At 68.0% G+C, this 19,647-nt stretch carries 27 protein-coding genes and 1 riboswitch; of the genes, 12 read left to right on the top strand and 15 right to left on the bottom strand.

The window, feature by feature from the left end; genetic code table 11:
- Window positions 1-123 precede the first annotated feature (123 nt).
- The gene (gene cobO / locus KV697_RS07045; protein WP_374011396.1) at window positions 124-723 is read right to left on the bottom strand and encodes a cob(I)yrinic acid a,c-diamide adenosyltransferase; all 600 of its coding nucleotides are present in this window, start codon (window positions 721-723) and stop codon (window positions 124-126) included.
- The gene (gene cobU / locus KV697_RS07040; protein WP_219020687.1) at window positions 723-1,247 is read right to left on the bottom strand and encodes a bifunctional adenosylcobinamide kinase/adenosylcobinamide-phosphate guanylyltransferase; all 525 of its coding nucleotides are present in this window, start codon (window positions 1,245-1,247) and stop codon (window positions 723-725) included. The genes cobO and cobU overlap by 1 nt, the downstream gene beginning before the upstream one ends.
- 27 nt (window positions 1,248-1,274) lie before the next feature.
- Between cobU and KV697_RS07035 the strand changes: the two genes are divergently transcribed.
- Genes KV697_RS07035 through KV697_RS07025 form a run of 3 tightly spaced genes read left to right on the top strand, consistent with a single transcriptional unit; the run spans window position 1,275 to window position 4,637 of the window.
- Window positions 1,275-2,264, top strand: a complete 990-nt coding sequence (locus KV697_RS07035) for an aminotransferase class I/II-fold pyridoxal phosphate-dependent enzyme (RefSeq protein ID WP_257575663.1) — start codon at window positions 1,275-1,277, stop codon at window positions 2,262-2,264.
- Entirely contained in the window at window positions 2,257-3,195 is a 939-nt protein-coding gene (gene cbiB / locus KV697_RS07030) for an adenosylcobinamide-phosphate synthase CbiB (protein ID WP_219020686.1), read from the top strand. Before KV697_RS07035 ends, cbiB begins: the two co-directional genes overlap by 8 nt.
- On the top strand, window positions 3,183-4,637 hold the full coding sequence (locus tag KV697_RS07025; protein WP_219020685.1) for a cobyric acid synthase: 1,455 nt from the start codon (window positions 3,183-3,185) through the stop codon (window positions 4,635-4,637). Before cbiB ends, KV697_RS07025 begins: the two co-directional genes overlap by 13 nt.
- Here KV697_RS07025 and cobS read toward each other — a convergent pair.
- The 4 genes from cobS to KV697_RS07005 are packed head-to-tail and all read right to left on the bottom strand — an operon-like array spanning window position 4,622 to window position 7,303.
- On the bottom strand, window positions 4,622-5,338 hold the full coding sequence (cobS, locus tag KV697_RS07020) for an adenosylcobinamide-GDP ribazoletransferase (RefSeq protein WP_219020684.1): 717 nt from the start codon (window positions 5,336-5,338) through the stop codon (window positions 4,622-4,624). The genes KV697_RS07025 and cobS overlap by 16 nt on opposite strands.
- A complete protein-coding gene (locus tag KV697_RS07015) occupies window positions 5,335-5,892 on the bottom strand; it encodes a histidine phosphatase family protein (RefSeq protein ID WP_219020683.1) in 558 nt (185 codons plus the stop codon). The genes cobS and KV697_RS07015 overlap by 4 nt, the downstream gene beginning before the upstream one ends.
- Complete coding sequence (gene cobT, locus KV697_RS07010; protein ID WP_219020682.1) at window positions 5,889-6,899, bottom strand: nicotinate-nucleotide--dimethylbenzimidazole phosphoribosyltransferase; 1,011 nt, start codon at window positions 6,897-6,899, stop codon at window positions 5,889-5,891. Before cobT ends, KV697_RS07015 begins: the two co-directional genes overlap by 4 nt.
- Entirely contained in the window at window positions 6,896-7,303 is a 408-nt protein-coding gene (locus KV697_RS07005; protein ID WP_219020681.1) for a DUF1636 domain-containing protein, read from the bottom strand. The genes cobT and KV697_RS07005 overlap by 4 nt, the downstream gene beginning before the upstream one ends.
- Window positions 7,304-7,393: 90 nt before the next feature.
- A riboswitch (cobalamin riboswitch) is annotated at window positions 7,394-7,578 on the bottom strand.
- A 102-nt stretch (window positions 7,579-7,680) separates the two neighbouring features.
- Here KV697_RS07005 and fumC point away from each other — a divergent pair.
- Window positions 7,681-9,081, top strand: coding sequence for a class II fumarate hydratase (gene fumC / locus KV697_RS07000; RefSeq protein ID WP_219020680.1), 1,401 nt, complete (start codon window positions 7,681-7,683; stop codon window positions 9,079-9,081).
- Window positions 9,082-9,184: 103 nt separating this feature from the next.
- On the opposite strand, the gene KV697_RS06995 is transcribed toward fumC, so the two are convergent.
- The gene (locus KV697_RS06995) at window positions 9,185-9,823 is read right to left on the bottom strand and encodes a trimeric intracellular cation channel family protein (protein ID WP_257575660.1); all 639 of its coding nucleotides are present in this window, start codon (window positions 9,821-9,823) and stop codon (window positions 9,185-9,187) included.
- Between the two features lie 136 nt (window positions 9,824-9,959).
- Here KV697_RS06995 and KV697_RS06990 point away from each other — a divergent pair, with 136 nt between their 5' ends.
- On the top strand, window positions 9,960-10,268 hold the full coding sequence (locus KV697_RS06990; RefSeq protein WP_042484532.1) for a glycine zipper 2TM domain-containing protein: 309 nt from the start codon (window positions 9,960-9,962) through the stop codon (window positions 10,266-10,268).
- Between the two features lie 176 nt (window positions 10,269-10,444).
- Window positions 10,445-11,008, top strand: a complete 564-nt coding sequence (locus KV697_RS06985; RefSeq protein ID WP_219020679.1) for a glycine zipper 2TM domain-containing protein — start codon at window positions 10,445-10,447, stop codon at window positions 11,006-11,008.
- A gap of 57 nt (window positions 11,009-11,065) precedes the next feature.
- On the opposite strand, the gene KV697_RS06980 is transcribed toward KV697_RS06985, so the two are convergent.
- The gene (locus KV697_RS06980; protein WP_058746007.1) at window positions 11,066-11,287 is read right to left on the bottom strand and encodes a hypothetical protein; all 222 of its coding nucleotides are present in this window, start codon (window positions 11,285-11,287) and stop codon (window positions 11,066-11,068) included.
- Between the two features lie 278 nt (window positions 11,288-11,565).
- On the opposite strand from KV697_RS06980, the gene KV697_RS06975 reads away from it, so the two are divergent.
- The 3 genes from KV697_RS06975 to KV697_RS06965 all read left to right on the top strand — a co-directional run bounded on the left by KV697_RS06975 (window position 11,566) and on the right by KV697_RS06965 (window position 13,827).
- A complete protein-coding gene (locus KV697_RS06975; RefSeq protein WP_219020678.1) occupies window positions 11,566-12,300 on the top strand; it encodes a hypothetical protein in 735 nt (244 codons plus the stop codon).
- Between the two features lie 61 nt (window positions 12,301-12,361).
- Window positions 12,362-12,736: a fluoride efflux transporter CrcB gene (gene crcB, locus KV697_RS06970; RefSeq protein WP_219020677.1), complete on the top strand. Its 375-nt coding sequence runs from the start codon at window positions 12,362-12,364 to the stop codon at window positions 12,734-12,736.
- On the top strand, window positions 12,733-13,827 hold the full coding sequence (locus KV697_RS06965) for an RluA family pseudouridine synthase (protein ID WP_219020676.1): 1,095 nt from the start codon (window positions 12,733-12,735) through the stop codon (window positions 13,825-13,827). Before crcB ends, KV697_RS06965 begins: the two co-directional genes overlap by 4 nt.
- Before the next feature lie 222 nt (window positions 13,828-14,049).
- Here the strand turns inward: KV697_RS06965 and KV697_RS06960 are convergent, their stop codons facing one another.
- Window positions 14,050-14,445, bottom strand: a complete 396-nt coding sequence (locus KV697_RS06960; RefSeq protein WP_042484542.1) for a glycine zipper 2TM domain-containing protein — start codon at window positions 14,443-14,445, stop codon at window positions 14,050-14,052.
- 166 nt (window positions 14,446-14,611) lie between these two features.
- On the opposite strand from KV697_RS06960, the gene KV697_RS06955 reads away from it, so the two are divergent.
- Genes KV697_RS06955 through KV697_RS06945 form a run of 3 tightly spaced genes read left to right on the top strand, consistent with a single transcriptional unit; the run spans window position 14,612 to window position 16,169 of the window.
- A complete protein-coding gene (locus tag KV697_RS06955; protein ID WP_219020675.1) occupies window positions 14,612-15,277 on the top strand; it encodes an HAD-IA family hydrolase in 666 nt (221 codons plus the stop codon).
- On the top strand, window positions 15,274-15,489 hold the full coding sequence (locus KV697_RS06950; RefSeq protein WP_056433321.1) for a hypothetical protein: 216 nt from the start codon (window positions 15,274-15,276) through the stop codon (window positions 15,487-15,489). The genes KV697_RS06955 and KV697_RS06950 overlap by 4 nt, the downstream gene beginning before the upstream one ends.
- Entirely contained in the window at window positions 15,486-16,169 is a 684-nt protein-coding gene (locus tag KV697_RS06945) for an ATP12 family chaperone protein (protein ID WP_219020674.1), read from the top strand. Before KV697_RS06950 ends, KV697_RS06945 begins: the two co-directional genes overlap by 4 nt.
- A gap of 298 nt (window positions 16,170-16,467) precedes the next feature.
- Here KV697_RS06945 and gmk read toward each other — a convergent pair whose 3' ends face one another.
- The 6 genes from gmk to KV697_RS06915 all read right to left on the bottom strand — a co-directional run bounded on the left by gmk (window position 16,468) and on the right by KV697_RS06915 (window position 19,635).
- Window positions 16,468-17,127 (bottom strand): guanylate kinase, encoded by a 660-nt coding sequence (gene gmk / locus KV697_RS06940; protein ID WP_219020673.1) that lies wholly within the window; start codon window positions 17,125-17,127, stop codon window positions 16,468-16,470.
- Between the two features lie 81 nt (window positions 17,128-17,208).
- On the bottom strand, window positions 17,209-17,418 hold the full coding sequence (locus tag KV697_RS06935) for a hypothetical protein (RefSeq protein ID WP_219020672.1): 210 nt from the start codon (window positions 17,416-17,418) through the stop codon (window positions 17,209-17,211).
- Entirely contained in the window at window positions 17,415-17,624 is a 210-nt protein-coding gene (locus tag KV697_RS06930; RefSeq protein WP_219020671.1) for a hypothetical protein, read from the bottom strand. The genes KV697_RS06935 and KV697_RS06930 overlap by 4 nt, the downstream gene beginning before the upstream one ends.
- A 201-nt stretch (window positions 17,625-17,825) precedes the next feature.
- Window positions 17,826-18,788, bottom strand: a complete 963-nt coding sequence (gene gshB, locus KV697_RS06925) for a glutathione synthase (protein ID WP_219020670.1) — start codon at window positions 18,786-18,788, stop codon at window positions 17,826-17,828.
- A 72-nt stretch (window positions 18,789-18,860) separates the two neighbouring features.
- Window positions 18,861-19,238 carry a YraN family protein gene (locus KV697_RS06920; protein WP_219020669.1) on the bottom strand — a complete coding sequence of 126 codons (378 nt, stop codon included), beginning with the start codon at window positions 19,236-19,238 and terminating at the stop codon, window positions 18,861-18,863.
- Window positions 19,239-19,266: 28 nt separating this feature from the next.
- Complete coding sequence (locus KV697_RS06915; protein WP_219020668.1) at window positions 19,267-19,635, bottom strand: STAS/SEC14 domain-containing protein; 369 nt, start codon at window positions 19,633-19,635, stop codon at window positions 19,267-19,269.
- Window positions 19,636-19,647 lie beyond the last annotated feature (12 nt).

Genomic DNA, 19,647 nt, shown 5'->3' with positions numbered 1-19,647 from the left:
GGGAGGAGGGGCTTAAAGGGCATCGGCTCGCCCCAAGAATCTCCCCTCCCGCAGGCGGGAGGGGCCGGGGGAGGGAAGGGCCACGGGCGGGACGCCGTTTGGCGCACCCCTCGCAACGTAGGCTTAAAACTCGATCCCCTTCTGCGCCTTGACACCCTGTTCGCGGAAGGGATGCTTCACCTGCGTCATGTCGGTCACCAGGTCCGCCGCGTCGATCAGCGGGTCGGGCGCATTCCGCCCGGTAATGACGACATGCGTCATCGCGCCCTTGGTGCCGAGCACCTCCAGCACCTCGTCCACCGGCAGATAGTCATAGCGAAGTACGATGTTCAGCTCGTCCGCGACGATCAGGTCGTAGGACGGGTCGGCGATCATGCGCTTGACCTCCTCCCACGCGGTGCGCGCGGTGGCGATGTCGCGGCTGCGGTCCTGGGTGTTCCAGGTGAAGCCTTCGCCCATGGCGTGGAAATCCACCTCGGGAAAGCGCGCCAGCACCGCCGCCTCGCCGGTGGTCATCGCGCCCTTCACGAACTGGACCATGCCGACACGCATGCCGTGGCCGACCGCGCGGATCACCATGCCGAGCGCGGCAGTCGTCTTGCCCTTGCCCTTGCCGGTATGGACGATGATCAGGCCCTTTTCGGCGTCGCGGGCGGCGACCTTGCTGTCCTGCGCGGCCTTTTTCTTGGCCATGCGCTCGGCATGTTCGGCGTCGGTTCGCATCATTTCTCTCCTGAAAGCCGCAAGGGAAGCCCCGCCACCACCAGATCGGTCGCATCGCACACCCGCGCCAGCCGCTGGTTGAGCGTGCCTTGCGCATCACGGAAGCGCCGGGCGAGCGCATTGTCGGGGACGATGCCGAAGCCGACCTCGTTGCTGACCAGCACCACCGGGCCGGGCGCGTTTGCCAGCGCCGCGACCAGCGCATCGCCCGCCGCCGCCAGATCGGCCTCCCCCAGCAACAGGTTGGTCAGCCAGAGCGTCAGACAGTCGACCAGCAGCACCCGGTCGGCCCGGCTATGCTCGGCGACCGCTTCCGACAGGGCCATGGGCGCTTCGACGGTCGTCCAGCGTTCGTCGCGATCGGCCTGGTGCCGGGCGATCCGGTCGCGCATCTCGTCGTCCCAGGCCTGCGCGGTCGCGATGAAGCAGCCGGTGGGCGTCATCGCTTCGGCCAGTGCCTGCGCATGGCGGCTCTTGCCCGACCGGGCGCCGCCGAGGACCAACAGGGTGCGGGGCTTCGTCATGCCGGTCCGCATCGCGGGAGCGGGCCGATGACGCAAGCCCAAATGGCGGCGCTGACCCATCATGGCGGCCGGATCGATGCGGCCAGGGCGCTGTTCCCGAACGCGCCCGCGCCATGGCTGGATCTGTCGACAGGGATCAACCCGGTGCCCTGGACCCCGCCCGAGGGGCTGGAGGTCGATCCCGCCCCCTTGCCGGATCGCAGCGCGCTGGCCCGTCTGGAAGCACAGGCGGCGGCCCATTTCGGCGTCGCGGCGGAGCGGGTCGCGGCGGTACCGGGCAGCGAGATGGCGCTTCGCCTGTTGCCGCTGCTGGGCGTGCCGCAGCCGATCGTCGCGGTTCGCCCGAGCTATGGCACCCACGGCGCGGTGGCTTCCGCGCGGGTCGATCAGTCCGCGCTGAACGATTGGGCGGGGCAGGCGGGCAGCCTGCTGATCGCCAACCCGAACAATCCCGATGGCGTCCACCGTTTGCCCGAGCAACTGGCCCGGCTGGCGGCGGCGCAACAGAGGGCGGGGGGCTGGCTGATCCTGGACGAGGCCTTTGCCGATGCGATGCCGGGAAGCGGCTTCGACGGCGGCGATCAGGTCGTGGTGCTGCGGTCCTTCGGCAAGTTCTTCGGGCTGGCCGGGGTGCGGCTGGGCTTCGTGATGGCCGCGCCGGAGATATTGGCGCGACTGCGCGACCTGCTGGGGGACTGGCCGGTATCGGCGCATGCGATCAGCTGGGGCAGCGCGGCCTATGCCGATCGCGCATGGATCGCGGCGACCCGGATCGCTTTGGTCGAACGGGCGGCGGCGTTGGATGCGGTGCTGGCGCGTCATGGCCTGATCGCGCGCGGGGCCTGTCCGCTTTTCCGCATGGTCGAGACACCGGCGGCGGCCGTCATCTTCCGGCGATTGGCGGCGGCGGGCATATTGATCCGGCCCTTCGCCGATGCGCCGGAACGACTGCGCTTCGGCGTGCCCGCTGCGGCAGCGGATCTCGAACGATTGGATGAGGCGTTGCGGCATGGCTGATCCGGTGGCGCTGGTGGCGCTGGCGCTCGATGCCACGATCGGCTGGCCGGACCGGCTTTATGCGCGTGTCGGCCATCCGGTGGGGGCGTTTGCACGGTTCCTGAATCTGGCTGAGCGGTTGGGCAATTCACCGAAGCGGTCCGAAGGCGTTCGGCGGGGCCTGGGTGTCCTGACCATGATCCTGCTGATCGTCCTGACCGGCGGGATGGCATGGGGGCTCGACCACGCGGCGCATATGTGGCTCGGCCGCTGGGGCTGGATCGCCAGCGCCGTGCTGGCCTGGCCCGCCCTCGCGCAGCGCAGCCTGTACGTGCATGTCCGGCCCGTGGCCGACGCGTTGCTGCGCGGTGATCTGCCCGCCGCGCGAGCGCTGGTCGCGCGGGTGGTAGGGCGCGATACCGGGCGGCTGGACCAGGCGGGCGTGTCGCGCGCCGCGATCGAGACGCTGGCGGAGAGCTTTTGCGACGGCATCGTCGCGCCGCTCTTCTGGCTGCTGCTGCTCGGGCTGCCGGGGGTGTGGATGTACAAGGCGATCAACACCGCCGACAGCATCATCGGGCACAAGGAACCGCGCTGGCGGGCGTTCGGCTGGGCGGCGGCGCGGATCGACGACGGGGCGAACTGGGTGCCGGCGCGGATTGCCGGGTTGCTGGTCTGCCTGGCGGGAGCAGGCGGCTGGGCGGTGATGAAACGCGACGCACGCGCCCATGCCTCACCCAATGCGGGCTGGCCCGAAGCGGCGATGGCGGGGGCGCTGGGCGTCGCGCTGGCCGGACCCGTCGCCTATGACGGCGTGACCCAGATCAAGCCGTGGATCGGACGCGAAGGGCGGGCCGCTTCGCCGAAGGACATTGTGACCGCCCTGCAAATCTATGCACGCGCCTGCCTGCTGCTCTGGGTGATCGCGGGGAGTGTCGCATGGCTGGCGTGATGATCCAGGGCACCGGCTCGGACGTGGGCAAGTCGGTGCTGGTGGCGGGGCTGTGCCGCGCCTTCACCAATCGCGGGCTGCGCGTTCGCCCGTTCAAGCCGCAGAATATGAGCAACAATGCCGCCGCGACCCCCGACGGCGGCGAGATCGGTCGGGCACAGGCGACTCAGGCGATGGCGGCGCGGGTGCCCCCCCATGTCGACATGAACCCGGTGCTGCTAAAGCCGCAGGGCGACCGCACCTCGCAACTGATCGTGCGCGGACAGGTGCGGGGGATGCTGCCCGCGTCCAAGTGGCGCGAGGGGCGGATCGGGCTGCTTCCCGAGGTGGTCGACTGCTATCGCCGTTTGGAGGCGCAGTGCGATCTCGTGATCGTCGAGGGCGCCGGGTCACCCGCCGAGGTCAACCTGCGCAGCGGCGACATCGCAAATATGGGCTTTGCTCGCGCGGCGAATGTGCCGGTGGTGCTGGCGGGCGATATCGATCGGGGCGGCGTGATCGCGTCCCTGGTCGGCACCAAGGCGGTGATCGCGCCTGAGGACGCCGCAATGATCCGGGGCTTTTTGGTCAACAAGTTTCGCGGCGACCCGGAACTGTTCGCCGACGGTATGGCGACGATCGCCGAACATACCGGCTGGCATTCGCTGGGACTGATCCCCTGGCTGGCGGACGCGGCGCGATTGCCCAGCGAGGATGCGGTCGTTCTGGAGCGGAGCCGTACGGGCGCCGGGGGGCGGGTGGTCATCGCCTGTCCGGTCACGCCGCGCATTGCCAATTTCGACGATCTCGATCCGCTGCGCCTGGAGCCGCAGGTCGATCTGGTCATGGTCCGCCCCGGCGAGCCGATCCCCGACGCCGCGATGATCGTGCTGGCGGGGTCGAAGGCGACCATCGCTGACCTGGCCTTCATCCGCGAGCAGGGTTGGGACATCGACATCGCTGCGCATCATCGGCGCGGGCGGCCGGTGCTGGGCTTGTGCGGCGGATACCAGATGCTGGGCCGTGTCGTCGCCGACCCGGACGGGATCGAGGGCCCGGCGGGCAGCGTCGCGGGGCTGGGTCTGCTGAATGTCGAGACTGTGCTGACCGGCGAAAAGACCGTGCGGCCGGTGACGGGCGAGGCGCTGGGAGCGTCCTTCTCGGGTTATGAAATCCATCTCGGGCGCACCAGTGGCCCCGATACGGTGCGGCCGGTCGGCCATCTCGCCGATGGCCGGGCGGAGGGGGCGATCCGCGCCGATGGGCTGGTCGCGGGCAGCTATGTCCATGGCCTGCTTGGGCAGGCGGAGCAGCGTGCCGCGTGGCTGGCGCGGATCGGCGTGGCGGGACAGGGGCCGGATCACCGCGCCGATGTCGATGCCGCGCTCGACGCCATCGCCGCCGTGCTGGAGGCGCATGTCGATTGCGATGCGCTGCTGCGGATCGCTCAGGGCAGGGCGTAAAGGACGGCGGCGAGGAGCAATGCGGTTTCGGTCAGCTCGATCCCTGCGCCATGCACATCGCCCGTCACCCCGCCCAGCTTGCACCGGAACCAGAGCGACAGCGCCAGGATGATGAGCGGCGCGGTCGCGACCGGCGGATAGAACAGGCCCAGCGCAAGGGCTGCGAGTATCCAGCCGATCATGTCGACCGGCCGCACCGCCCGTGCGACCATCGCGCCCAGCCCTCCGGGACGAAGCGGCGTCAACAGTCGCGCCCAGACCAGCGGCCCGACCCGCGCCGCCGCCGGGATCAGCGCGACGATCGGCCATGCCTTGGGGGGCAAGGCATGGAGCAGCACCAGCTTGGCGATCAACTGCATCGCCAGCGCCGTAACGCCGAAGCTGCCGATATGCGGATCGGCCATTACCGCCAGCAATCGCGAGCAATCGCCATGCGCCGCGCCCAGCCCGTCGGACAGGTCGGCCAGCCCGTCCAGATGCAGCGCCCCCGTCGCCCAGACCCAGGCGACCAGTGCCGCCAGCGCGCCCGTCCACGGATCGATGCGCGCGCCCAGCCAGCCTGCGCCCGCGACGATGATTCCGATGACCAGCCCCGCCACCGGGTAGAGCCGGATGGCCCGTGCGAAATCCCCTTCGTCCGCCTCGACGCGCGGCATGGGCAGGCGGGTCAGGAAGCCCAGCGCGACGATCAGTGCCTTCATGCGGTCGCCAGCCCCGTCACCTGCGCGCTGCGCGGCGTGCCGTCCCACACCTCCAACGTGACCAGCGCGGCATAGGGCAGCGCGAACGACCATGTCGCGCGCAGGTCGAACCCGCACAGGACATGCAGCGCCGCGCGGATCGCGCCGCCATGGGTGACGACCAGGGTCGGCTCGGGCGGCAAAGCGGCGATGGCGCTTCGCACGCGGGCGACCAGATCGGACCAACGCTCGCCACCCGGTGGCGGGGCGGCATCGGGATCGTCCCAGAAGCGGGCCAGCGCTTCCGGCTCGATGTCCCTAGCCGCCAGCCCGTCCCAGTCCCCGAAATCCAGTTCCCGCCAGCGCGAATCGATCTCGGCCTGGCCGATCGCCTCGGCACAGGCGCGCGCGCGCGACAGGTCGGAGGCGATGCGGCGGGTGACGTCCAGCCCATCCGCCCGCGCGACACAGGCCGCGATGCCCCCGGCCGTGGCCGGGCTGTCGGTTCGCCCCAGCATCCGCCCCGACAACTCGGGCTCGCCGTGACGGAGCAGATGCAGGCGAAAGCCGGTCACGCGCCCGCGATGCCCGCCTCGGCAAAGGTCGCCATGCCGTCATGCGCCGCGATCGCGGAACGGATGACCTGCACCGCGACCGCCGCGCCGCTCGCCTCGCCCAGCCGCATGTTCAGCGAGAGGATCGGCTCCAACCCCAGCCGGGCGAGCAGAAGGACATGGCCCGGCTCGGCAGAGCAATGGCCCGACAGGCAATGCGCGCTGATTGCCGGGTTGGCATGGGCCAGCGGCGCGACGGCGGCGGTGCCGATAAAGCCGTCGAGCACCACCGGAATGCGCTTGTGCCGCGCCGCCAGCACCGCGCCCGCCATTGCCGCGATCTCGCGCCCGCCCAGTCGGCGCAGGATCTCGAAGGCGCTGGTCAGATGTTCGCGGTGTAGCGCAAGGCCCTCGGCCACCACCGCCGCCTTGCGCTGAACGCCCTGCGCATCGACCCCCGTGCCCGGCCCGACCCACAGGGCCGGGCCGCCCCCGAAACTGGCGGCGGCGAGCGCGGCGGCGGCGGTGCTGTTGCCGATCCCCATCTCGCCCAGCACGAGCAGGTCGGCATCGCCCACCGCCTCGGCCCCGGCGGACAGCGCGCTCAGGCACTCTTCCTCGGTCATCGCGGGGGCGGCCGTGAAGTCGGCGGTCGGTCGGTCGAGCTCGAGCGGCACCACCGCCAGTTCCAACCCCGCCGCCGCCGCCAGCGCGTTGATCGCGGCCCCTCCGGCGGCGAAATTGGCGACCATCTGGACCGTCACCTCGGCCGGAAAGGCGCTGACCCCGCGCGCGGTGACGCCGTGATTGCCGGCGAAGATGACTGCGCGGCCGCGCTCGATCCGGGGCCGCTCGACGCCCTGCCATCCGGCGAGGAAGATCGCGATATCCTCCAGACGGCCGAGCGAGCCCGGCGGCTTGGTCAACTGGCCTTGTCGCGCGGCGGCGGCGGCGCGGGCCTGGTCGTCGGGCCGGGGCAGGGTGGCGAGCGCCGTCTCGAACGCGGCGATGTCGGGAAAAGCGGTCATTCGACAACATATCCTTCGGGGGGCGTGCGGGTCAGGAAATGGCCTTTCACCCCTTGCGGCCATTGCTTGTAGGGCACCTGTCCCCAGTCGCTGTCGGCATAGGCGCGGGCATAGTCCAATATGGCGCGCGCGGCGTCGTCATCGGGGGCGAACTTGCCCATGACGTATCCGACCTTGCCGGGGCAGCGCAGATGGACGGTGCAGAAGGACTGGCAGGCAAAGAGACAGGGCATCTCTTCGACCGCGACCTCGGCATAAGCGGGGTCGGACGCCTGTACCCGGCGCAACGCCTCGACCAGCAGCGCGCCGCCGCGCTGGCCCTGGTCGTTTTCGCGCGCCTCGTCGGACAGGCGGCAGGTGTTGCAGGCGACCACGGCGGGGCCGTTCGCGGCGGGCTTCAGCATGAAAAGGGCTCGTACATCGGGCAAGTCTCCAAAGGCGCTGTCGCCGCGCGAGGGGAAAGCCCCGTTCCGTCCGGTACACCCTGACCAGCCGAAGGACGACCACGACGGGCAGGTCTCCTGGCTCGCGGGTCGGGGCCTGTCCGCCGCCTTCTCGGGGATTACCCCAATGGCGTCGTGGCGGGCGGCTCGCCGCTTACAGTTGCAGGGGCAGCCGGGGTGTCGCACCCCATTCCCTTTTCATCCTCTTTCGAGGAACCTGTCGTGAGGGCGGCGATAGGCGGGCAGGGGCCGGGTGGCAAGCACTGTGCCCTCGTCCGTCGGCGTCGCGGTGACTATATGGGTGGGAACCCCTGACCCCATCGGTGAGTCCCTGTCGCATGACCCAGAACGCCACCACCCGCACCGAAACCGACTCGATCGGCCCCATCGAAGTCCCCGCCAGCGCCTATTGGGGCGCGCAGACCGAGCGCAGCCTGGAGAATTTCCCCTTCGGCGCGCGCGAGCAGATGCCGATCGGCATCGTCCATGCACTCGCCATCGTGAAGAAGGCGGCAGCGCGGATCAATCGCGCCCATGGCCTGGCAGCGGACAAGGCCGATGCGATCGAGGCGGCGGCGCAGGAGGTGATCGACGGGCGGCACGACGACCAGTTCCCGCTCGTCATCTGGCAGACCGGCTCGGGCACCCAGTCCAACATGAACGCGAACGAGGTGATTGCGGGCCGCGCCAACGAGACGCTGACCGGTACGCGCGGCGGTAAGTCGCCGGTCCATCCCAATGACGATGTGAATCGCGGCCAGTCCTCCAACGACACTTTCCCGACCGCGCTGCATGTCGCCGCCGCGATTGCCGTGACGAAGCAGCTTTTCCCCGCACTCGACCGGCTCCATGCCGCGCTGGAGGCCAAGGCGAAGGACTGGGATTCGATCGTCAAGATCGGCCGCACCCATTTGCAGGACGCGACCCCGCTGACCCTGGGCCAGGAGTTTTCGGGCTATGTGCAGCAACTCGCCAATGCCCGCGACCGGATCGAGGGGACGCTCCACCGCAACATCCTGCCGCTGGCGCAGGGAGGGACGGCGGTCGGCACCGGGCTGAACGCGCCGAACGGCTTTGCCGAGGCGATCGCGGCGGAGATCGCCGAGGCGACCGGTCTCGATTTCGTGACCGCGCCCAACAAGTTCGAGGCGCTGGCCAGCAATGACGGGCTGGTCGACCTGCATGGGACGCTGAATGTCCTGGCGGTGGCGCTGACCAAGATCGCCAACGACATCCGTTTGCTGGGCTCCGGCCCGCGCTCGGGGCTGGGCGAGCTGGAACTGCCGGCCAACGAGCCGGGCAGTTCGATCATGCCGGGCAAGGTCAATCCGACCCAGTGCGAGATGCTGACCATGGTTGCCGCGCAGGTGATCGGCAACAATGCCGCCGTCACGGTCGGCGGGCTTCAGGGGCATCTGGAGCTGAACGTCTTCAAGCCGCTGATCGGGGCGAACGTGCTGCGCTCGATCCACTTGCTGTCGGTCGGCATGGAGAGTTTCGCCGAGCGGACGGTCGAGGGGATGACGGTCAATCGCGACCGGATCACCGAGCTGCTCGACCGTTCGCTGATGCTGGTGACGGCGCTGGCGCCCGAGATCGGTTACGACAACGCCGCCAAGATCGCCAAGCACGCGCACCAGAAGGGACAGACGTTGAAGGAGGCCGGGCTGGAGCTGGGGCTGGTCGACGAGGCGACGTTCGACCGGGTGGTGCGGCCGGAGTTGATGCTGGGGCGGTGAGGGGATTCCCTTGGGCTTCGACTTCGCTCAGCCTGAACGGCGGTTGGGACGGGATACAAACATCCGTTCAGCCTGAGCGAAGTCGAAGGCCACGCCTTAACGCCTACCCCCTATCCCACCCCTTCGCCGGATAGGCGGGCAGCGCGATCCGATACCGGATCGCCGCCCCGCGCAGCACGAACCCGGCCAGCGCCGCGATCGGCCCGGCGCCCGGCACCCCGAGCTGCATCAGGATGACATAGCTGGTCGAGGACAGCGCCGCCGCCGTCACATACAGCTCCGGCCGCATCAGGATCGACGGTTCGCCCGCGATCACGTCGCGGATGATGCCGCCGACACAGGCCGACACCACGCCCAGCATCGCCGCCGGGATGGGGGTGATGCCATAGCCGCTCGCCTTGGCCGCGCCGTACACGGCATAGGCCGCCAGCCCCACCGCGTCGAACCAGTCGAGCGCGCTGCCCCGCCACCAGCGCGCAGGCGTCGCCCATACCGCGACCGCCGCGATCAGGCAGACCAGAGGCACCTGCGAGTCATGCACCCAGAAGACCGGCGCATCGATCAGCAGGTCGCGCAGCGTGCCGCCGCCGACCCCGGTGATGAGTGCGAAGAAGACGAGCGTGACCATCGTCTGGCGATGCTTGGCCGCGACCAGCGCGCCCGACACCGCGAACACGGCCAGCCCCGCCAGATCGAGCCAGGGCATCACGGCGGGCAGCATGGCGGTGGGTTGGGGCAGCATCGCGGGCAACCCTAGAGCGGGGATCAGCCCTCGGAAAGGGCGACGCTTCGATGAACGCGACGTTATCTCCCGTTCATGCAACGGACAGTAGAATTGGGACGTTACGGCGTCAGATCAATTCGAAAGGAAGTTTGTCATGCGGAAATTGATGCTTGCCCTGGGTTGCACCGCGATGGTCGTCCCCACGCTGGTCCTGCCGGTGACCGCCGCCGATGCGCAGCGCCGTTACAAGTATCGCGAATGGCGCGATGACCGTGGCCGCGTCCGCTGCCGCAAGCCGGACGGCACCACGGGCCTGGTCGTCGGTGGCGTCGCGGGTGCGCTGCTGGGCCGCACGATCGATACGCGCGGCGACCGCACGCTGGGCACGCTGGGCGGTGCCGCCGTCGGTGCGCTCGCCGGTCGTGAGATCGAGCGCGGCACGAGCAACCGCCGCTGCCGCTAAGACCGGCTCTCCTCGTCACGCAGGGGCAAGGGGCGTCACCTCCGGGTGGCGCCCCTTTTGTTTGGAAAATCAAACAGATGATTCTGTCTCGATAGTGAACGCCAAGTAGTTTTCGGTTCACGCAACAAGCGGGATAAGCGCGGGTTCTTACTCCCATCATCAACGGGAGTTTGAGTATGCGTATTGCTCTGTTGACGGCGACGATGGCCGCCACCGCCTTTTCCGCCATTCCTGCCGAGGCGCAGCGTAACGGCTATGAAGCCCGCCAGGAATATCGCGAAGACGTTCGCGATGCCCGCCGCGACTATAACCGCGACGTCCGCCGCGCCGATTCGCCGCGCGACATCCGTGAGGCGCGCCGGGAATATCGCGAGGACATCCGCGATGCGCGCAAGGATTATCGCAAGGACATGCGCAACGTCCGCTGGCGCAATTACGACTATAACCGCTTCGAGCCGGGTCAGCGCGGTTACTATCCCGAGCGCTATTATCGCGACGGCCGCTATTACCAGCCGCGCGCGCTCGGTCGGAACGATCGCATCTATCGCGGCATGAACGGCCGTTATTACTGCCGCCGCAATGACGGCACCACCGGACTGGTGATCGGTGGTCTGGCGGGCGGCGCGCTGGGCAATGTGATCGCGGGCGGCGGTTCGCGCCTGCTCGGCACGGTGATCGGGGCTGGCGGCGGCGCGCTGCTCGGCCAGCAGATCGACCGCGGCCAGGTTCGCTGCCGCTAATCGGCGGACGGCGTAAAGGACGGCCCGGCGGGGAGACTCGCCGGGCCGTTCGCCGTTTTAGATGAAGCCGCCACCCAGCATGAGGCGAAGGCCGAAGATCAGGATGAGGATCAGGTTCAGATTGCGCCCTGTATCGCGCGACGACAAGGCACCCACCGCCGCGCCGACGATCGCGATGGGGATCACGAACCAGTAGCCCCAGGCGAAAAAGGGCAGAAACGGCACGATCCCGAGCAGAAGCGCGACCAGGCCGATGACGATCGAGAACAGGTTCAGCATGAATCTCAAGATGGCGAGGGGGCACCCTCTGCACAAGCGTTAGGCCTGTGACTGATCGACATTCTTCCATTCCTCCCCTGCAAGGGGAGGGGAACCAGCGAAGCTGGTGGAGGGGTATCGCCCTCTCGATAGCAGGACACCCCTCCGTCAGGCCTTCGGCCTGCCACCTCCCCTTGCAGGGGAGGAATGGGTGTTCGCCTCCGTTATCCCGCACTGGGCCATGACGAAGGTAAGAACCGTTAAGGATCGTATTGCTTAGCCGTGCTAGACGAAGCCCCATGATGGCGAAGTCGCACTATATCCTGATCCCGCTGGGCTGCCTGTTGCTGGCGGCATGCGGCGGCAAGTCTGATGACGATGCGCAGCTCCATGCGCTCGACAACGAACTGGCATCGATGAACGACGGCAGCCCCGCCCGCGATCCGCAGCTCCGCGAGGCGCTGGCCGGACAGATCATGGTCGATCCCGGCCTGACCCAGACGTCCAACGCCAATGCGGTGCGACCGCCCAACCGGCCCGCCAGCGATCAGCTGCCCTCGATGCCGCCGCCCGCCGATCCGGTCGATGCGCGCACGTTGAAGTCGGCCCCGGTCGCCGCGCGCGACTGCCCCGAATGCCGCGCCTCGGCGGGGGCCTTCACGCTGGCGGCCAAGGCGGGGCAGCAGGCGGGCAATGCCGCTTGCCTGTCGGGCCTGCGCTACTCGGCGACATGGGCGAACCGGATGCCGGGAGCGTTGGCACCCTATCCGGGTTCGCGCGTCGCGGAGGCGGCGGGCAATGACGCGAATGGCTGCGCCTTCCGCATCGTCAGCCTGCGCACCGCCGCACCCGCCGCCAAGGTCATCGACTATTATTATACCCGCGCCAGCGGAGCCGGCTACAGCGCTGAGCACAAGCTGGATGGTGCGCAGCATGTGCTGGGCGGCACGCGGGGGCAGGCGGCCTATATGGTCTATGCGACTGCCCGGCCGGAGGGGGGGACCGACATCGATTTGGTGGTCCGGGGCCGCTGATAATGCCCCGACGCGCTTGTCCTTTGCGCGGGTGACGGGCTTGCGCTAAGGGGAGCGGATCATGTCACCGCTTCTTCTCGTGATGCTGGGCGGCGCATTGGGCTCGGGGGCCCGGTATTTGACCGGCCGCTACATGCTCGATGCGTTCGGCCCGAACTTTCCCTATGGCACGCTGACCGTCAACTGGGTCGGTGGTCTGTTGATGGGATTGCTGGCGGGCGTCCTCGCCCGGACCGGCGGCACGGAGGGGTGGCGGCTGTTCATCGGCGTTGGGATATTGGGGGGCTTCACCACCTTTTCGTCCTTCTCGCTCGATACTATCACCTTGGTCGAACGCGGCCAGATGACGGCCGCGCTCGGTTACATCGCCTTGTCGTTGCTGGGTTCGCTGGCCGCGTTGTGGGCCGGACTTTCGCTTACAAGGATTTTCGCATGACGGACTCTGTCCGCCAATTTACGGTCGGCTATGACGATGACGGCATCCGGCTGGACCGCTGGTTCAAGCGGCATATGCCCGACACCAGCTTCACCACCGTCGCCAAATGGGCACGTACCGGCCAGTTGCGCGTCGATGGCTTGCGCGCGACGCCCGGCGACCGGATCGCGGCGGGCCAAGTGCTGCGCGTCCCCCCGGCTGAGCCCGCGCTCGCCGAAAGCAGCAAGCCGACGATGCGGCCGCGCCACATCCTGTCCGAGGATGAGGAGTCGTTCGCGCGCGAGATGGTGATCCACAAGGATCGCGACGCGCTGGTCCTCAACAAGCCGCCGGGTCTGGCGACGCAGGGCGGGACCAAGACGACCACCCATGTCGATGGCCTGCTCGACGCACTGCAGTTCGAGGCGGAGGGGCGGCCTAAGCTGGTCCACCGGTTGGACAAGGATACGTCGGGCGCGCTGCTGGTCGCGCGCAATGCCCGCGCGGCGGCGTTCTTCGCCAAGGCCTTTTCGGGGCGCACCGCCAAGAAGATCTATTGGGCGCTGGTCGTCGGCGTGCCCTCGATTGACGATGGCACGATCGAGCTGCCCATCGCCAAGCAGCCGGGCACCGGCGGCGAGAAGATGCATGTCGACGAGGAAAACGGCCAGTCGGCGCGCTCGCGCTACCGCGTGATCGAACGCGCGGGCAACAGCTGCTGCTGGGTCGAGTTGCAGCCCTTTACCGGCCGCACGCACCAGCTGCGCGTGCATATGGCGGCGATCGGCCATCCCATCGTCGGCGATGGCAAATATGGCGGCGCGGCGGCGTTCCTGACCGGCGGGATCAGCCGTAAGATGCACCTGCACGCGCGGCGTATCCGGGTCGATCATCCCGATGGCGGCCGCATCGACCAGACCGCCGAGCTGCCGACCCATTTCGCCGAATCGATGAACCAGCTCGGATTCGACGAGATTCGTGGCGACGTCCTGCCCCAGGACGAGGATCGCGGCCCGCCGCCCAAGGAAGTCCTGAAGCAGCGCGCCAAGGCCCATGCCAAGCAGTATCGCAAGGAACGCCGCGGCGAACGGCGGGGCCGGGGGGCGCGCTAATATAATCCTCCCCGGAACGGGGAGGGGGACCATCCGAAGGATGGTGGAGGGGGCGTGCGGCAAAGGATGTGCTGTGTGGCAAGGCCCACTCCGTCAGGGCGGACGCCCTGACACCTCCCCGTGCCGGGGAGGATCAAGCATGGCAAAAAGCCCCGCCGACCTCGGTCGACGGGGCTTTCGTTTATCTTAGGGTGAGGGGGGCATCCCCCTCAGCCCCGAGGATTACCGGCAATAGCCGGGGTTGTTCGACTTCTCGATCGCATGACCGGCCAGCGCACCGGCACCGCCGCCGAGGATCGTGCCGAGGGTACGGTCGCCCCGCGTGTCGATCGTGCGGCCCAGCAGCCCGCCCGCGATCGCGCCGACGATGGTGCCCGTCGTGCCGTTGTTGCAGCGCTGCGGCCCACGATTGTAATAGCCGCGATTGTAGCCGCCACGGTCGTAGTAGCCGCGATCATAACGCGGGCCGCGATTGTAACCGTCCGAATAGGCATCGCCATAGGCGCGGTCGTAGCCGTAGCCGCGATCATAATAACGCTGTGCCGAAGCAGCGGTCGGAACCATGGCCGTGGCGCCGACGGCAAGGGCGGCGGCAGCGAGCGAAAGCTTCTTGAACATCACGATCTCCCTTGATCTTCAAACCGGCGGCGGCGGGGTGATTCCCGTCGTCGTTGAAGCCCTTATGGGTGATTCGCCATGTTCGGATGCTGAATGCGGTTGTTAGCTGTTGTTCATCCGAAACGTCATGCTTCCCCCGCCGCAGCCTTGCCGATAGGAGGGAGCGATGACGCGCCCGCGCCTTGCCCTGTTCGATTGTGACGGCACTCTGGTCGATAGCCAGGCCAATATCTGTCTCGCCGCTGTCGAGGCGTTCACCATGGCGGACCTCACGCCGCCGCCCGCCCCTGCGATTCGTCGGATCGTCGGGTTGAGCCTGGTCGAGGCGATGCGGGTGCTGGCCCCCGACCAGCCGGACGCTCTGCACCACCAGCTGGCCAGCGACTATAAGGCCGCATTCTTCCGCCTGCGCACGGCGGGCGCGATGGAGCCGGAGCCGCTGTTCGACGGCATTCCCGCTTTGCTTGACCATCTGGCGGGGGAGGGCTGGTTGATGGGCGTGGCGACGGGCAAGTCCGATCGCGGTCTGAAGCGGGTGTTGGCGGAACATGGTCTGTCTCATCATTTCGTCACGTTGCAGACCGCCGACCGGCATCCCTCCAAGCCCGATCCGTCGATGGTGCTCGCCGCCATGGCCGAGACCGGCGTCGCGGCGCAGGATGTCGCGATGATCGGCGATACGAGCTTCGACATGGCGATGGGCAAGGCGGCGGGCGCCTTCGCGGTCGGCGTCGCCTGGGGGTATCATGACGTGAAAGAGTTGGTGAACGCGGGCGCCGAGGTCGTGGCGCAAGAGGTCGCGGATCTGCCCGCCCTGCTGGTGCGGCCATGAGCGGCGACACGCGCGCGCGGCGGCACTGGTTCATCATCATGGGGGTGCGCCTGATCGGCGTGGCGGGCGCACTGTTCGGCGTGGTGCTGGCTTCGCGCGGGGTGGCATGGCCGCACAAGGCGCTGGGTGTCGCCATCATCCTGTCGGCGCTGGCGATGATCGCCATCGTGCCCGCCGGTCTGGCGCATCGCTGGCGGAGCGGAGGCGAATGAAGCGGTTCTGGAAAGAGGTCTCGGTCGATGCCGATCGGGTGGTGCGGCTCGACGACCGGCCGGTGCGCACGCCAGGGCGGGTGCCGCTGGCACTGCCGACGACGGCGCTGGCCGAGGCGGTTGCGGACGAGTGGCGCAGTGTCGAGGAAACGGTCGATCCGCGCGCCATGCCGCTGACCGGCCTTGCGAATGCGGCGATCGACCGCATCGGTGCGGACCCGGCGCCCTTCGCGGACGGGCTCGCACGCTATGCCGAGAGCGACCTGCTCTGTTACCGGGCCGACACGCCGCTCGAACTGGTGGCGCGGCAGGATGCAGTGTGGAATCCGCTGTTCGACTGGGCGCGCGACCGTTACGACGTGCATTTCACGCTGGTCGCAGGGATCATGCACCAGCCCCAGCCATCCGCGACCGTCGAGCGCTTGGCGCAGGCGGTGGCGGTGCTCGATCCGTTCCGTCTGGCCGCGCTGTCGCCGGTGGTGACGATCACCGGCTCGCTGGTGCTGGCGCTCGCATTGCTGGAGGGCGCGGCGGACGCCGACACGATCTGGACCGCCGCGCATGTCGACGAGGATTTCCAAGCCGAGATTTGGGGCGAGGATTACCTAGCCGTCGAAGCTCGCGAGGCCAAGCGGAACGAGTTCGACGCGGCGGTGCGGTTCCTGAAGGCGCTGGGGTAAGCGCTTTCGTCCGTGGAGAGGGCGGGGCATGGGCTTCGACCACGCTCAGCCTGAACGGGAGTTGGGAATGGGACAGCCGCCCCGCGCCGGTTGCCGCCTATCCCGCACCCCGTTCACACTGAGCGAAGTCGAAGTGCACGGGATGCGCGTGCGGCGAGGCCTTCCCTTGGGCTTCGACTACACTCAGCCTGAACGGCGGTTGGGAATGTGGACGGCGTCCCGAGCGCCGGTGGCGGCCAACCCCACACCCCGTTCGCACTGAGCGAAGTCGAAGTGCACGCCCCGACCGTCCCCGCGCTTACTTCGTCGTCAGCTTCCGGATGAACCCGATCAACCCCGTCTGGCGCGAGCGCTTCAGCCGCTCGGCCTGAAGGATCGTCTTCACCCCCTGAAAACACTGCTCCACATCGTCATTGACCAAGACATAGTCATAGCCGTCCCAGTGGCTGACCTCGTTGGTCGCGCGGGCCATGCGCGCGTCGATCACCGCGACCGAGTCGGTCGCGCGGCGCTCGAGTCGGTGGCGCAGTTCCTCCATCGAGGGGGGGAAGATGAACACGCGGACCACGTCGCCGCCCGCGATCTGGAACAGCTGCTGCGCGCCCTGCCAGTCGATGTCGAACAGCACGTCCTTGCCCGCGGCCAGCATTGCCTCGACCTGCGCGCGCGGGGTGCCGTAGCGATTGTCGAAGACGTGCGCCCATTCGAGGAACTCGTCATTCGCCACCATGCGGCGAAATTCTTCCAGGTCGACGAAATGATAGTCCTTGCCGTCAACCTCACCCGGCCGCATCCCGCGCGTCGTCGCCGAGACCGACATTTGCAGGCCGTCGTCATCGGCGAGCAGCTTGCGCGCGATCGTCGACTTGCCCGCGCCCGAGGGCGAGGACAGCACGAACAACATGCCGCGGCGCTTCAGCTTGTGGGGATCGTCGGAATGGGCGGGCGAGTTGGGCATGTCTGCCTTTGACGCACGCAGTTGCAGCGCGTCAAGACATGCTTGACGCGCTGCGGTATCGCTTTGTCCGTAAGCGGCGTTTTAGAAGCGGTTGGCTGCGACCTTGCCGGCCTTGTGTCGGTCATAGGCCTTCTTGGCCGCATAGCCGCCACCGAGCAGCAGGCCGAGCGGACCCAAACGGCGCATGCCGCCGACCGCCAACGCGCCAAGTGCCGCGCCCTTGAAGCCGTCGCTGCCTTCGCGACGGCTGATTTCACGCCCGACGAGCGCGCCGATGATACGTCCGATCATACTGCTTCTCCGAAAACCCGGTCCTTGATCTCACCAGCACCGCGCAGCACCGCCCAGCCCACCGCATAGGTGATGGCGAGCGGCAGCACGACTTTCAGGACATTGGCGGTCACCGCACCGATGATCGCGCCGTCCGCGACGCCGTCGTCACCCGACATGCCGTCGATGGCGGCGCCCACCATGGCGCCGATGGTCGTTGCACCCATTGCCTATGCCCTTCGTTGCTCGACGCGAACAAAGCATGGGAGGGGGGATGGGTTCCGTAAGGGTTAGTACGGACCAGTTCTTCCTCCCCTGCAAGGGGAGGGGGACCAGCGAAGCTGGTGGAGGGGTGTCCCGCTATCGAGAGGGCGACACCCCTCCGTCGCGCTATGCGCGCCACCTCCCCTTCCAGGGGAGGAATTTGATTAGCCCTTCGCCGCGACCTTCGCTTCGATCGCGTCCCAGATCAGGCCCGCGACATCGGTCCCGTCGAATTTCTCGATCGCGACGATGCCGGTCGGCGAGGTCACGTTGATCTCGGTCAGCCATTCGCCGCCGATCACGTCGATGCCGACGAACAACAGCCCGCGCCGCTTCAACTCCGGCCCCAGCACCGCGCAAATCTCGCGTTCGCGCTCCGTCAGCTCGGTCTTCTGCGCCGAGCCGCCGACCGCCAGGTTGGAGCGGATCTCGCCCTCGCCCGGCAGGCGGTTGATCGCGCCCGCGACCTCGCCGTCGATCAGGACGATGCGCTTGTCGCCCTGGGCCACGGCCGGAAGGAAGGCTTGCACCATATGCGGTTCGCGGTACGCGGTGTTGAACACCTCGATCAGCGCGGACAGGTTCGCGCCGTCGCGCCCGACCTTGAAGATCGCTTTACCGCCATTGCCGTGCAGCGGCTTGATCACGATCTCGCCATGCTGAGCCAGGAACGCGCGCGCCTCGTCCAGCGAGCGGGTGACGAGCGTCGGCGGCATGAACTGTGGATAGTCGAGGACGAAGACCTTTTCTGGCGCGTTGCGCACGCTGCGCGGATTGTTCACGACCAGTGTCTTCTCGGCGACCCGCTCCAGCAGATGGGTGGCGGTGATATAGCCTAAGTCGAAGGGCGGGTCCTGCCGCATCAGCACGACGTCGGCCTCATCGCCGAGGTCGAGCTTTACCGGCTCGCCAAAGCTGTAATGATCCCCCGCGACCCGCTGCACGGTGACGGGATGCGCGCGGGTCCAGAGATGTCCGTCCGACCAGTTGAGGTCCCCCGCGTCATAGTGGAACAGCGTGTGCCCACGTGCCTGCGCCGAGAGCATCAGCGCGAAGGTCGAGTCCCCGGCGATGTTGATCTGGTCCATCGGGTCCATCTGGACGGCGACGGTCAGCGGCTTGGACATGGAATGTTCCTTCGTTCGGACGGGTCTTTGGCAGGGGAGGTAATCCTTCGTCCTGCCCCTGTCACCCGCGCGTCACCCGCACCAGGCATTTTCGATGTGTCGCGGCCGCATGCCCGGAGCAAGCAGGATGACGTCGACGCGAATGTCGTCGTCCGGTCCCGCATAGGTCGCCATCAGCACCTCCGCCGCCGCCGCCACCCTTGCCAGCCGCCGCTCATCGATCGCGAAGTCGAGTTCGACGACGGTCTTGCGCGTCTTCACCTCGACGAACGCCACCAGCGATCCCCGCCGCGCGATCAGGTCGACCTCCCCCGCAGGTGTGCGGACCCGGCGATCGAGAATGGTCCAGCCCTTCAGCCGCAGCCACCATGCCGCAAGGCGCTCGCCACGTCGGCCCGCCTCTTCGGCGGCACGGCGATCCCGGCGGGGGCGAGGCGGAACGAGCGACATGCACCCCTGCTACCCCATGACCACACCGTCAGGCGAGGGCTTCTTCCGGCGACAAGAGCCATTCCAGCGCAAGCTCGCGCGTATCGAAGATGCGCAGATAGGGTTGCTTCATCAGGCGCAAAATCTGCTGCCGCGCGATCGCGCTATTGGTCACCATGCCGATGCGGCTGGCACGCGGGAAATTGCGCATATTGTTATGCACGACCATGACGGAATCGGACGGCTGGACCCGAATGCCGCTCATGTCTACGCGCAGAAGATAGCCGGGGACAAAGCCGCTGCGCCAGAAGGCGTTGTTCAACTCATGGGCATAGCGCGCGGCGATCTCGGGCGTGAACAGCCCGGTCCAGCGTATGTCCAGCAGGTTGATGTCGTGACGAAAGTCGAAGGCGTACATGAGGGGAGCGGC

The sequence above is a fragment of the Sphingomonas sanguinis genome, from assembly GCF_019297835.1.
GTDB lineage: Bacteria > Pseudomonadota > Alphaproteobacteria > Sphingomonadales > Sphingomonadaceae > Sphingomonas > Sphingomonas sanguinis_D.
The sequence above is the reverse complement of the archived record's forward strand: the minus strand, read 5'-3'. Positions and strand labels throughout refer to the sequence as shown.

What these genes read in the sequence shown, in the direction of transcription:
- cobO (WP_374011396.1), bottom strand. Translation starts at nt 723, where the DNA reads ATGCGAACCGACGCCGAACATGCCGAGCGCATGGCCAAGAAAAAGGCC.
- cobU (WP_219020687.1), bottom strand. Translation starts at nt 1,247, where the DNA reads ATGACGAAGCCCCGCACCCTGTTGGTCCTCGGCGGCGCCCGGTCGGGC.
- KV697_RS07035 (WP_257575663.1), top strand. Translation starts at nt 1,275, where the DNA reads ATGACGCAAGCCCAAATGGCGGCGCTGACCCATCATGGCGGCCGGATC.
- cbiB (WP_219020686.1), top strand. Translation starts at nt 2,257, where the DNA reads ATGGCTGATCCGGTGGCGCTGGTGGCGCTGGCGCTCGATGCCACGATC.
- KV697_RS07025 (WP_219020685.1), top strand. Translation starts at nt 3,183, where the DNA reads ATGGCTGGCGTGATGATCCAGGGCACCGGCTCGGACGTGGGCAAGTCG.
- cobS (WP_219020684.1), bottom strand. Translation starts at nt 5,338, where the DNA reads ATGAAGGCACTGATCGTCGCGCTGGGCTTCCTGACCCGCCTGCCCATG.
- cobT (WP_219020682.1), bottom strand. Translation starts at nt 6,899, where the DNA reads ATGACCGCTTTTCCCGACATCGCCGCGTTCGAGACGGCGCTCGCCACC.
- KV697_RS07005 (WP_219020681.1), bottom strand. Translation starts at nt 7,303, where the DNA reads ATGCTGAAGCCCGCCGCGAACGGCCCCGCCGTGGTCGCCTGCAACACC.
- fumC (WP_219020680.1), top strand. Translation starts at nt 7,681, where the DNA reads ATGACCCAGAACGCCACCACCCGCACCGAAACCGACTCGATCGGCCCC.
- KV697_RS06995 (WP_257575660.1), bottom strand. Translation starts at nt 9,823, where the DNA reads ATGCTGCCCCAACCCACCGCCATGCTGCCCGCCGTGATGCCCTGGCTC.
- KV697_RS06990 (WP_042484532.1), top strand. Translation starts at nt 9,960, where the DNA reads ATGCGGAAATTGATGCTTGCCCTGGGTTGCACCGCGATGGTCGTCCCC.
- KV697_RS06985 (WP_219020679.1), top strand. Translation starts at nt 10,445, where the DNA reads ATGCGTATTGCTCTGTTGACGGCGACGATGGCCGCCACCGCCTTTTCC.
- KV697_RS06980 (WP_058746007.1), bottom strand. Translation starts at nt 11,287, where the DNA reads ATGCTGAACCTGTTCTCGATCGTCATCGGCCTGGTCGCGCTTCTGCTC.
- KV697_RS06975 (WP_219020678.1), top strand. Translation starts at nt 11,566, where the DNA reads ATGATGGCGAAGTCGCACTATATCCTGATCCCGCTGGGCTGCCTGTTG.
- crcB (WP_219020677.1), top strand. Translation starts at nt 12,362, where the DNA reads ATGTCACCGCTTCTTCTCGTGATGCTGGGCGGCGCATTGGGCTCGGGG.
- KV697_RS06965 (WP_219020676.1), top strand. Translation starts at nt 12,733, where the DNA reads ATGACGGACTCTGTCCGCCAATTTACGGTCGGCTATGACGATGACGGC.
- KV697_RS06960 (WP_042484542.1), bottom strand. Translation starts at nt 14,445, where the DNA reads ATGTTCAAGAAGCTTTCGCTCGCTGCCGCCGCCCTTGCCGTCGGCGCC.
- KV697_RS06955 (WP_219020675.1), top strand. Translation starts at nt 14,612, where the DNA reads ATGACGCGCCCGCGCCTTGCCCTGTTCGATTGTGACGGCACTCTGGTC.
- KV697_RS06950 (WP_056433321.1), top strand. Translation starts at nt 15,274, where the DNA reads ATGAGCGGCGACACGCGCGCGCGGCGGCACTGGTTCATCATCATGGGG.
- KV697_RS06945 (WP_219020674.1), top strand. Translation starts at nt 15,486, where the DNA reads ATGAAGCGGTTCTGGAAAGAGGTCTCGGTCGATGCCGATCGGGTGGTG.
- gmk (WP_219020673.1), bottom strand. Translation starts at nt 17,127, where the DNA reads ATGCCCAACTCGCCCGCCCATTCCGACGATCCCCACAAGCTGAAGCGC.
- KV697_RS06935 (WP_219020672.1), bottom strand. Translation starts at nt 17,418, where the DNA reads ATGATCGGACGTATCATCGGCGCGCTCGTCGGGCGTGAAATCAGCCGT.
- KV697_RS06930 (WP_219020671.1), bottom strand. Translation starts at nt 17,624, where the DNA reads ATGGGTGCAACGACCATCGGCGCCATGGTGGGCGCCGCCATCGACGGC.
- gshB (WP_219020670.1), bottom strand. Translation starts at nt 18,788, where the DNA reads ATGTCCAAGCCGCTGACCGTCGCCGTCCAGATGGACCCGATGGACCAG.
- KV697_RS06920 (WP_219020669.1), bottom strand. Translation starts at nt 19,238, where the DNA reads ATGTCGCTCGTTCCGCCTCGCCCCCGCCGGGATCGCCGTGCCGCCGAA.
- KV697_RS06915 (WP_219020668.1), bottom strand. Translation starts at nt 19,635, where the DNA reads ATGTACGCCTTCGACTTTCGTCACGACATCAACCTGCTGGACATACGC.